The following is a 9,351-nucleotide window of genomic DNA, read 5'->3' as shown; positions in this document are numbered from 1 at the left end:
GCTCAGCCGCAGGGGCGCCTATCGCAGCGCCGCGTGCGCGGCCTTTGTCGAGTTGATCAAGGCGCCGCCAGCCACTGACTGACAATGCCGTCATACACGCCGGTCGCCACGCTCAAGTGCAACCATTGGTCGACGTAGCTTTTCCAGGCCACATCATCGCGCGGCAGCAGGAAGGCTTTCTGGCTGTACTGCATCTGCCGATCGGGGTTGACCGCGCACAGTCCCGGTTTTTGCTTTTGCTGGTAACGCGCTTCGCTGGCGTCGGTGATCATCACGTCGGCCTTGCCCGCCAGCAGTTCGTCAAAAATGCTCACGTTGTCGTGCAGGCGTATCTGCGCCTTGCCCAGCTGGGCGCGGGCAAACGCTTCATTGGTGCCGCCCGCCGGTTCGATCACCCGAACCTGGGGCTGGTTGATTTGCTCGACGCTCTGGTAGCGCTGCACGTCGGCGCAACGTACCAGGGGGATCTTGCCGTCGACACCGAGCGGCTGGCTGAAGAAGGCTTTTTTCTGGCGCTCCAGTGACACCGAAATCCCGCCGACGGCGATGTCGCAGCGTTGGGCCAGCAAGTCCGGCATCAGGGTTTTCCAGGTGGTCGGCACCCAGGTGACCGTCGCGTTGAGGCTCTTGGCCAGGGACTCGGCCATGGCGATATCAATGCCCTGGTAGCGGCCATCGGCACGCAGCGAGGTGTAGGGCATGTAGTCGCCGGTGGTGCACACCGTCAGCGTGCCACGCTCGATGACCTCGTCCAGGCGTGACGGGCTGGTATCGGCCAGGGCGGTGGTGGCCACGCTCGCCAGTACACACAGGGCTAGAGGAGCTTTCATGCGGTCGAGTCCTTGGGGCAGGTCGGGCGCACATTATTTCCAGCGCGGGGCAGGGTGGCAAGGTGCGGGATTGACGGCGTTGCGGCTTTCGACCTTTTTTTCACGTTGCAGTGGTTAAGCTGCCGATCAAGGTCGTTTTACTTCCGTTTTGTCCACCATGAGCCCGCGATGTCGCCACAACCTCCATCCTCCATCGAGACCGAATTCACCGAGCGCTATGACCGTGAGCATGCCAGGGTCTGTGGTGATACCGATCCGCCCGGGCTGTTGCAGCGTCTGGCCGCGTGGCGCGATGCACGGTTGGTGCGCCATGCGTTGAAGGTCGCCGGGGAGCCCGGATTGATCCTCGACCTGGCCTGCGGCTCCGGGCGGTTCTGGCCGGTGCTGGCTGAGCACGTCAATCGGGTGATCCTGGCCTCGGACCCTTCCCAGGACATGCTCGACCACGCCCGCACCCATCACTCGGCGGCGTTGCTCAAACGCGTCAAGACATTCCCGGGCTCAGCGTTTTCCATTGGTCTGTCGGCGAATGCGGTGGATTGCATCTTCTGCCTGGAGTTGTTTCGCCATGCGCCCGATAACGAGGTGCGCCTGGCCTTGCTACGGGAATTCCACCGAGTCAGCCGCGACACGGTGATTGTGTCCGTGGACGCGCGTATCCCGGTTGAGGAGGAGTTTCGCCAGGCCGGCTTCAAAGTCTTGAATCAGCGGGAGTTCCTGCCCGGCTCCAAACTGTGGTGTGTCTACGTACTGCGTAAGAGGGGATAGCTTCAGAGGGGATAGCTTCCGCCTGTCGGATTATTCTTCCTCTTCTGTCTGAGTTTTCGCGGTTGCCTGTGCACTGCGGATGCTCGCAAGTCCCTTTCGCGATATATACTGCGCGCCATTCTTCAAGGGAGAGCCGTGTGGCCATCGATATTCACTGGATCTGCGACAACGATAGCCTCGGCCAGCATTGCGCCCAATGGCAGCAGTTGCCATTCGTCGCCCTCGACACCGAATTCATGCGGGTCGACACCTTCTACCCCATTGCCGGGCTGATCCAGATCGGTGATGGCGTGCGCGCGTATCTGATCGATCCCCTGACCATCGACAACTGGCAACCCTTGGCCGCCTTGCTGGAAAACCCGGGCGTGATCAAGGTGGTACATGCCTGCAGCGAAGACCTGGAAGTGCTGTTGCGCCTGACCGGCAGCCTGCCGGCGCCATTGTTCGACACCCAGTTGGCTGCGGCTTACCTGAACCTCGGGTTCTCCATGGGGTACTCGCGGCTGGTGCAGGCGGTGCTCGATATCGACCTGCCCAAGGGCGAGACGCGCTCGGACTGGCTGCAGCGGCCCTTGTCCGAAACCCAGGTGAGCTATGCCGCCGAGGACGCCGTGCACCTGGCCGAAGTCTACATCCGCCTGCGCCCGCAATTGAGCGATGACAAATACGCCTGGGTACTGGAAGACGGCGCCGAACTGGTGGCCAACCTGCGCCGCGAAGTCGACCCGTACGAGGTGTACCGCGACGCCAAGCTGGCGTGGAAGCTGTCCCGCGCCCAGCTCGCCGTATTGCGTGAACTGTGCGCCTGGCGCGAGCAGCAAGCCCGCGCCCGTGACCTGCCGCGCAACCGCATCGTGCGTGAGCACTCGTTATGGCCCCTGGCCAAATCCCAGCCGGATAACCTCGCCGCCCTGGGCAAGATCGAAGACATGCACCCGCGCACCGTGCGTCAGGACGGCCAGTTCCTGCTCGACCTGATCAAGCGTGCGGGCAGCGTGCCCATGGACCAATGGCCGCCTGCCGTGCCTGAACCGCTGCCGGTCGACGCCGCCGCGCTGATCAAGCAACTGCGCGCCCTGGGCCAGACGTTCGCCGAGCGCCTGGACATGGCGCCGGAACTGATGCTGCGCAAGAAAACCCTCGAAGCCCTGGTCAAAAGTGGCTATCCCGATGGGCCTTACCAATTACCCGATTCGCTGCGTGGCTGGCGTCGCGAGTTGATGGGCCAGGCGCTGCTCGACAGCCTGGCCAATGCCGGAGAACAGCCTTGAAACGTATTTGCTCGATTTATCGCAGCCTGAAAAAAGACGGCATGTACCTCTATGTGCTCAAGAGCGACGCCCTGGAGCGGGTGCCGGAGCCGTTGATGGTCGCCTTCGGCAAGCCGCATCACGCCTTCGACATGGTGCTGACACCCGAGCGCAAACTGTCGCGCGAGGACATCGTCGTGGTCCTGGAAAACCTCGACAAGCAGGGCTATCACCTGCAAATGCCGCCCGCCGAGGACGAGTACATCGAGCACCTGCCTGAAGAGCTGCTGCGCCGCAACGACCCGATGTAATCGATCAACGCCCGTCTCAGGGCGCAGGCTTGAATGGAATTGTATTAGAGGACGGTGGCCGTAAGGATGCGGGCGGCCGTCAGCACTGTTTTTGAAAGGTTTGAACCATGCGTGTTCTGATTGCTGAACAGGATCACCCGCTCTACGCCCAATTGCTTCGCGAAGCCGCGCCTGACCTTGAGGTACTGACCAGCGGCGACTCGGCCGAACTCTCGCGCCTGGCCGCCGATTCCCCGGTATGGCTGGGCCAGCCGGACCTGCTGGCGACGCTGTTGCGCCAGGGCCATCATCCGCAATGGTTGCAGTCGACCTGGGCTGGCATTACGCCCCTGTTGGCCGAAGGCCTGCCGCGTGATTATCGCCTGACCCGCGCGGTCGGCATCTTTGGCCAGGTCATGGCCGAATTCGTCCTGACCTACATGCTCGGCCACGAGCGTGAAGTGCTGGCGCGGCTGGTCAGCCAGGTCGAGCGCAAGTGGGACAGCCGCCAGGGCCAGAGCCTGGCGGGGCGCAAGGTGCTGGTGGTCGGCACCGGCGACATTGGCCAGCGTGTGGCGCAGTTCCTGCTGCCATTTGGCGTCAAGCTGTATGGCATCGCCAGCCAGGCCCGCGAGCAGGCGCCGTTTATCGAAGTCGCCGGGCTCGATCAATTGGGCCGGCTGGTGGGAGAGGTGGATTATGTGATCAACCTGCTGCCCAATACCCCTTACACCCATGACCTGTACGACGCCGCACTGTTCAAGCAATTCAAGCCGACCGCCTTGTTCATCAACGTCGGGCGCGGCGTGGCGGTGGTGGATGCCGATCTGGTCGAAGCCCTCAAAGAGGGACACCTGGCCGGAGCGGTGATCGACGTCTGTCGCCAGGAGCCGCTGCCGCAACGCCACCCGTTCTGGACGGCGTGGGGCTTGTTGTTGACCGGGCACAGCTCGGCCCCGACCTCGCCGGCAATGATGGTGGAGTTGTTTGTGCAGAACGTGCGTGCGTACCAGGCTAAACAAGCCCTGCGCGGGGAAGTGGATTTCGAGCGCGGCTACTGATACGACACGGTAAAAAAATGTGGGAGGGGCAAGCCCTAATGCCAGCCTGTAGGAGCGAGCTTGCTCGCGAAAAACTCATAGGCACCGCGTTCATGCAGAAAGCACGCGTTATCGTTGACGTTTTTCGCGAGCAAGCTCGCTCCTACAGACCGGCATTCATGGGTTCTGCGCATAACTCAGAGAGTGAAGTCACCTTCCGAAACCAGCTCGCTCAGCGGCTTGCGCGGGCTTGGCGCTTCGCGGCCTTGCAGGTACTCGGGCAGGCTCGACTTGTCGCCCAGCTTGCCCACTGCCACGGCGGCGTGCAGCGCATAGCCTGCGGGGATCTTCAGCGCCTGGCGGGTCAGGTCCTGATCGAAGCCGGCCATGCCATGGGTGTGCCAGCCGGCGAGGCTGGCTTGCAAGGCCAGGTGAGCCCAGGCGGCGCCGGTGTCGAAGGTGTGCCACAGGGCCGGGGTTTCTTCCGTGGCGCCGGGGGCGATAAAGTCGGTCTTCGAGGCGATGATCACCAGTGCCGACGCATGCTGCGCCCAGCCCCGGTTGAACTCATTGAGCAAACCCAGGAAGCGCTCCCAGTCCGGCGTGTCGCGGCGGGCGTAGAGAAAGCGCCAGGGCTGCGAATTGTAGGCCGAAGGTGCCCAGCGCGCCGCCTCGAAGAAGCTCAGCAGGGTTTCCTGGGAGATGCTCTCGCCGGTGAAGGCGCGAGGCGACCAGCGTTCGGTGAACTGGGTGTGGATCGGATAGTCGGCAACACGGGTCATGAGCAGTTCCTGATCGTCAATTCGGCGCTCAAAACTACTGCGCAACTCCTGGACTGACAAGCGTTGTTACACCGCCAGTCGCAAGCGCTTGGCCCCAAGGGACTTGGGCACTAGACTGGCGGCCTTTGAACCTACCGATACTGATGCAGAGCCATGGCCGCCAAAGTCGAACCTTTCTGGATACGCAAAACCCTCGAACACCTCGACCAGGAGGAATGGGAATCGCTGTGCGACGGCTGTGGCCTGTGCTGCCTGCAAAAGCTTGAGGATGAAGACGACAACAGCGTCTATTACACGCGCATCGCCTGCAAACTGCTGGACCTGAAAACCTGCCAGTGCACCGACTACCCTAATCGTCGGGCGTCGGTGCCGGACTGCATCCAGCTCACGCCCGGGCAGGCCGACCAGTTCAAGTGGCTGCCGCCCACCTGCGGTTATCGCCTGGTCAGCGAGCGCAAGGATTTGCCATTGTGGCACCACCTGGTCTGCGGCGACCGCGACGCCGTGCACCACGAACGCATTTCCCAGTCCGGGCGCATGCTCAGCGAAGGCAGCGTGCCAGAGGACGACTGGGAGGATTACCTGATCTTCCGCGCGGGTTAACCAGGAGTGCGTATGAAGGTGGGATTCAAGCTGGCGGCATCGGCGCTGTTGCTGGCGCTGAGCACGTCGGCGTGGTGCGCCAGGAAAGTCGACCTGGATTACCACGTCAAACTTCTGCCCCAGAGCGATCAGGCCGAGGTGCGCGTGAGCCTGTCCCAGGGCTCTGCGGTGCGCAGCCTGGATTTCGACCTTGGCCGCGACGGCGACTACAGCGATTTCAAGGCCGATGGGCAATGGAAGGTCGATGGTCGTCGGGGTCACTGGCAACCCAGCGCCGACAAGGCCAGCCTGACCTACCGCGTACGTCTGGGCCACGCGCACAAACCCGGCACCTACGAAGCGCGCATGACGCCGGCCTGGGCGCTGTTTCGCGGCGACGACCTGGTGCCCACCGCACGGCTGGACCAGCAGGAGGGTGTCGAGCTGGTCGCGCGCCTGATCTTCGACCTGCCGCCGGGTTGGAACAGCATCGAGACCGCCTGGCCGCGTATCGGCAAGAACAAGTTCCGCATCGACAACGTGTCCCGCCTGTTCGACCGCCCCACCGGCTGGATGCTCGCCGGTAGCCTGGGCAGCCGGCGCATGCGCCTGGGGCAGACCGACGTCACCGTGACCTCGCCCAAGGGCCAGGGCATGCGGCGCATGGATGTGTTGACGCTGCTGACCTTCGTGTGGCCGCAAGTGGAAGCCGCGTTCCCGCGCCACCCGGCCAAAATTTTGGTGGTGGGCGCCAGCGACCCGATGCGCCGTGGCGCCTTTTCGGCGCGTGACTCGGTCTACCTCAACAGCCGCACGCCGCTGATCAGTGAAGACGGCAGCAGCCCGTTGATCCGCGAAGTGGTGCAGGCCATCGCCCGATTCAATGACCACGACAGCAGTGACTGGATCAGCGAAGGCCTGGCCGGGTACTACGCCATTGAACTGGTGCGTCGCGCCGGGGGAATCACCGATGAGCGGTATCAGGCGATACAGACGCGCCTGACCAAGGAGGGCAAGGCTGTGACCAGCCTGCGTGGCGAACACGTCAGCGGCGCAACAGTGTCACGGGCGGTGGTGGTGTTGCAGGAACTGGACCGCGAGATCCGCGTGAAAACCCATAACAAGCGCTCGCTGGATGACCTGGCGCAAGCGGTAATGCGCGCGGGCAGCGTGACCACGAAAGACTTTGTGCGACTGGCCGAGCGCATCATTGACGGTTCATCCGCCGTACTCGACAGCAAGCTGCTGCAGTAATCTTAAAACCCTGCACAAAACAAATGTGGGAGGGGGCTTGCCCCCGATAGCAGAGTGTCAGCCAGCAACTCTTGCGCTGACCCACCGCTATCGGGGGCAAGCCCCCTCCCACATTTAAATCTCCAGCGGCCCGATTACTCGGCTCAGCCCGGGGTTTTCACCGCTTTTTCAGCCGCCACTTCAGCCTTGGTCTTCAAGTTCTTCAACTCCGCGCCCGCTCGCTCGATCTTGGTACGTACGCTGTTCATTTCCTGGCGGCCTTGCTCCAGCTTGTCCTTGAGCGAGCTGTGGCCGGTGAAACCGCGTGCCAGCGCCACGCCGCCAATCGCCACCTGGATCAGCCCGAAGAGCCCGCCACGGCGCAGGCCTTTGCCGACCATCATCACGCCACCGGCTACCGAGCCGATGCGTTCCCAGCCGTGCACATTCTGGGGGCGCTGCTCGTCCGGCTGCAGGTGTTCAATCACAGGTCGCAGGGTTTTGCTGTCGCTCATGATCCGTCTCCAACAAAGATAAGTGTCATTAGCTGACTGTTGGCGATGGCCGGATGTTCCCGCTATTTGCGTCCCCGGCTTTCAGTATTTGGGTCCCGAGCGGGTGTTATTGCCCTTGGCCAGGCGGTCGTAGAGCACCACGTTGACGGTGGCGGCGAGGTTCATGCAGCCGGTGGTCGGGATGTAGACCACGTCCTCGCACCAGTCGCGAATCTCTTTGTCCAGCGAGCCGTCTTCGGGGCCGAAGATGTACAGCGCGCGGTCGGGGTGGGTGTATTCGGGCAGGGGGCGGGCGCCTTCCACCAGTTCCACGGCGACGGGGATGCAGCCCAGGGGCAGGATCTTTTTCAGGTCATCGATGCCGATCAGCGGAATGTCGTGATGCACCTTCTTGGTATCGGTGATGAAATCTCGCGCGCGCTCGTAACGCACGCCGGTATAGAACACCGAAGCCACGCCGTAGCAGCCGGCGGCGCGCATCACCGAGCCGACATTTTCCGGGGATTTGGGGTTATACAGACCGATGCAGCTGTAGCGTTTATTGCCCACGGGGAAGGGTGCCTTGCAGGAAAAACCGCGATTATACGGTCTTGGGCAGTGTGGTGCTTGGGCGATCGCTATCGGCGGCAAGTCGAATCGTCGCACCGCCCTCCCACAGGGGAATGCATTCCAAATGTGGGAGGGGGCTTGCCCCCGATGAGGCCGGTACAGCCAGCGATGATCTCAGTCGTCTTTCTTCATCAACCCCGCCAACGCCGCAAACGGGTTGTGTGTCGCCTTGGCAATCGTCGGGCTGCTGGTGGAGCCTTCGCCGAAGTACTGCTGGTCGGTGTAGCGCGAGTGCTCGTTGTCATGGCAGTACAGGCACAGCAGTTCCCAGTTGGAGCCATCCTGGGGATTGTCGTCATGATTGTGGTTGCGGTGGTGCACGGTCAGTTCGCTCAGGCGCTTGCCGGCGAATTCACGGGCGCAGCGGCCGCACACGTGGGGGTACATTTTCAGGGCTTTGTCGCGGTAGCCCATTTCCCGGTCGCGCTGGGCATCGGCAAGGATGCGGTCCAGCTTGGCGGTGTGGGAGGGCGGGTTGGTCGAGCTCATCATGGCTCCTGGCTATTGGGTGGTCACGGACAGGTTGATTCTAGCTAATCACAGCGCAATTAGCCCTTGAGCTTTTCCGCAATCCAGATGGTGTGTCGCGTGCCTTTGTTGCCATGGGCAAACACCTGCACTTCTTCGGCCTTGAAACCGGCCTTGCGCAGTTTGTCGCTGAACAGTTTGTCGGCGCTGGCCGACCACACGGCAAGCACGCCCTTGGGGCGCAGGGCCTTGGCGCAGGCGGCCAGGCCACCGGTGGAATACAGCCAGCTGTTGGCTTTTTGCGTGAGGCCTTCAGGGCCGTTATCGACGTCCAGCATGATCGCATCAAACCCCTGGGGCTCAGCCTGCAGCACCTTGGCCACGTCTTCCATGCGCACCACCGTGCGCGGGTCGAGCAAAGGGCGGCCGGACTTTTCGCCGAGCGGCCCACGGTTCCACTCCACCACGCCCGGCACCAATTCGGCCACCACCACTTCGGCGCTCTTGCCCAGGTGCTTGAGCGCCGAAGCCAGGGTAAACCCCATGCCCAGGCCACCAATCAGCACCCGTGAACCCGGGCGACCGGCGACCTTGCGGCACGGAATTTCCGCCAGGGCATCTTCGGAACCGTGCATGCGCGTGTTCATCAACTGGCCGCCGTCACCGCCCTGGATCTTGATGACGAAGTCCTCACCGTATTCGAACAGGCACAAGGCACCGCCGTTGTCGGGGATCGGAGTGGTGTCCAGCAGAACGAAACGTTTCATGGAAATCTCATTGGGAAGGGCATTCTTGCGCGGTTGGGAGTAGCCTTGTGACATTCCGGTCAGGCCATGGAGCCATCGATGAAGTGCAGCATTCTAACGGTCATTGTGCTTGGCGCGCTCACATTGGGTGCGGCGCAGGCGCAGGAGTTGCAAACCGTACCGGTCGCACCCGCGCCAACCCCCGGCGCGCCGGGCACGCCAACGCCCACGTTGTACC

12 protein-coding genes are annotated in these 9,351 nt (G+C 62.7%); 6 read left to right on the top strand and 6 right to left on the bottom strand.

The window, feature by feature from the left end; translation table 11 throughout:
* Positions 1-56: 56 nt before the first annotated feature.
* Entirely contained in the window at positions 57-830 is a 774-nt protein-coding gene (locus BFP96_RS03240) for a transporter substrate-binding domain-containing protein (protein ID WP_065935565.1), read from the bottom strand.
* A 168-nt stretch (positions 831-998) separates the two neighbouring features.
* Here BFP96_RS03240 and BFP96_RS03235 point away from each other — a divergent pair, with 168 nt between their 5' ends.
* The 4 genes from BFP96_RS03235 to BFP96_RS03220 all read left to right on the top strand — a co-directional run bounded on the left by BFP96_RS03235 (position 999) and on the right by BFP96_RS03220 (position 4,199).
* Complete coding sequence (locus BFP96_RS03235; RefSeq protein WP_065935564.1) at positions 999-1,598, top strand: class I SAM-dependent methyltransferase; 600 nt, start codon at positions 999-1,001, stop codon at positions 1,596-1,598.
* A 137-nt stretch (positions 1,599-1,735) separates the two neighbouring features.
* Positions 1,736-2,869, top strand: a complete 1,134-nt coding sequence (gene rnd / locus BFP96_RS03230) for a ribonuclease D (RefSeq protein WP_065935563.1) — start codon at positions 1,736-1,738, stop codon at positions 2,867-2,869.
* A complete protein-coding gene (locus BFP96_RS03225) occupies positions 2,866-3,159 on the top strand; it encodes a YcgL domain-containing protein (protein WP_032888718.1) in 294 nt (97 codons plus the stop codon). Before rnd ends, BFP96_RS03225 begins: the two co-directional genes overlap by 4 nt.
* Before the next feature lie 107 nt (positions 3,160-3,266).
* The gene (locus BFP96_RS03220; RefSeq protein ID WP_065935562.1) at positions 3,267-4,199 is read left to right on the top strand and encodes a D-2-hydroxyacid dehydrogenase; all 933 of its coding nucleotides are present in this window, start codon (positions 3,267-3,269) and stop codon (positions 4,197-4,199) included.
* A gap of 176 nt (positions 4,200-4,375) precedes the next feature.
* Here BFP96_RS03220 and BFP96_RS03215 read toward each other — a convergent pair whose 3' ends face one another.
* Positions 4,376-4,960, bottom strand: coding sequence for a nitroreductase family protein (locus BFP96_RS03215; RefSeq protein WP_065935561.1), 585 nt, complete (start codon positions 4,958-4,960; stop codon positions 4,376-4,378).
* Between the two features lie 153 nt (positions 4,961-5,113).
* On the opposite strand from BFP96_RS03215, the gene BFP96_RS03210 reads away from it, so the two are divergent.
* Positions 5,114-5,563 carry a YcgN family cysteine cluster protein gene (locus BFP96_RS03210; RefSeq protein ID WP_003172524.1) on the top strand — a complete coding sequence of 150 codons (450 nt, stop codon included), beginning with the start codon at positions 5,114-5,116 and terminating at the stop codon, positions 5,561-5,563.
* Between the two features lie 12 nt (positions 5,564-5,575).
* On the top strand, positions 5,576-6,796 hold the full coding sequence (locus tag BFP96_RS03205) for a hypothetical protein (protein ID WP_065935560.1): 1,221 nt from the start codon (positions 5,576-5,578) through the stop codon (positions 6,794-6,796).
* A gap of 143 nt (positions 6,797-6,939) precedes the next feature.
* Here the strand turns inward: BFP96_RS03205 and BFP96_RS03200 are convergent, their stop codons facing one another.
* The 4 genes from BFP96_RS03200 to BFP96_RS03185 all read right to left on the bottom strand — a co-directional run bounded on the left by BFP96_RS03200 (position 6,940) and on the right by BFP96_RS03185 (position 9,134).
* Complete coding sequence (locus tag BFP96_RS03200) at positions 6,940-7,290, bottom strand: YgaP family membrane protein (RefSeq protein ID WP_065935559.1); 351 nt, start codon at positions 7,288-7,290, stop codon at positions 6,940-6,942.
* 81 nt (positions 7,291-7,371) lie between these two features.
* A complete protein-coding gene (locus BFP96_RS03195) occupies positions 7,372-7,839 on the bottom strand; it encodes an RNA methyltransferase (protein ID WP_003189607.1) in 468 nt (155 codons plus the stop codon).
* 174 nt (positions 7,840-8,013) lie between these two features.
* On the bottom strand, positions 8,014-8,388 hold the full coding sequence (locus BFP96_RS03190) for a YajD family HNH nuclease (protein WP_003210675.1): 375 nt from the start codon (positions 8,386-8,388) through the stop codon (positions 8,014-8,016).
* Positions 8,389-8,447: 59 nt separating this feature from the next.
* The gene (locus tag BFP96_RS03185; protein ID WP_065935558.1) at positions 8,448-9,134 is read right to left on the bottom strand and encodes a spermidine synthase; all 687 of its coding nucleotides are present in this window, start codon (positions 9,132-9,134) and stop codon (positions 8,448-8,450) included.
* Between the last annotated feature and the right edge of the window lie 217 nt (positions 9,135-9,351).

It is taken from the genome of Pseudomonas sp. 34 E 7, from assembly GCF_900005715.1.
GTDB classification, from domain to species: Bacteria; Pseudomonadota; Gammaproteobacteria; order Pseudomonadales; family Pseudomonadaceae; genus Aquipseudomonas; species Aquipseudomonas orientalis_A.
This window is presented reverse-complemented; position numbering and strand designations above follow the sequence as displayed.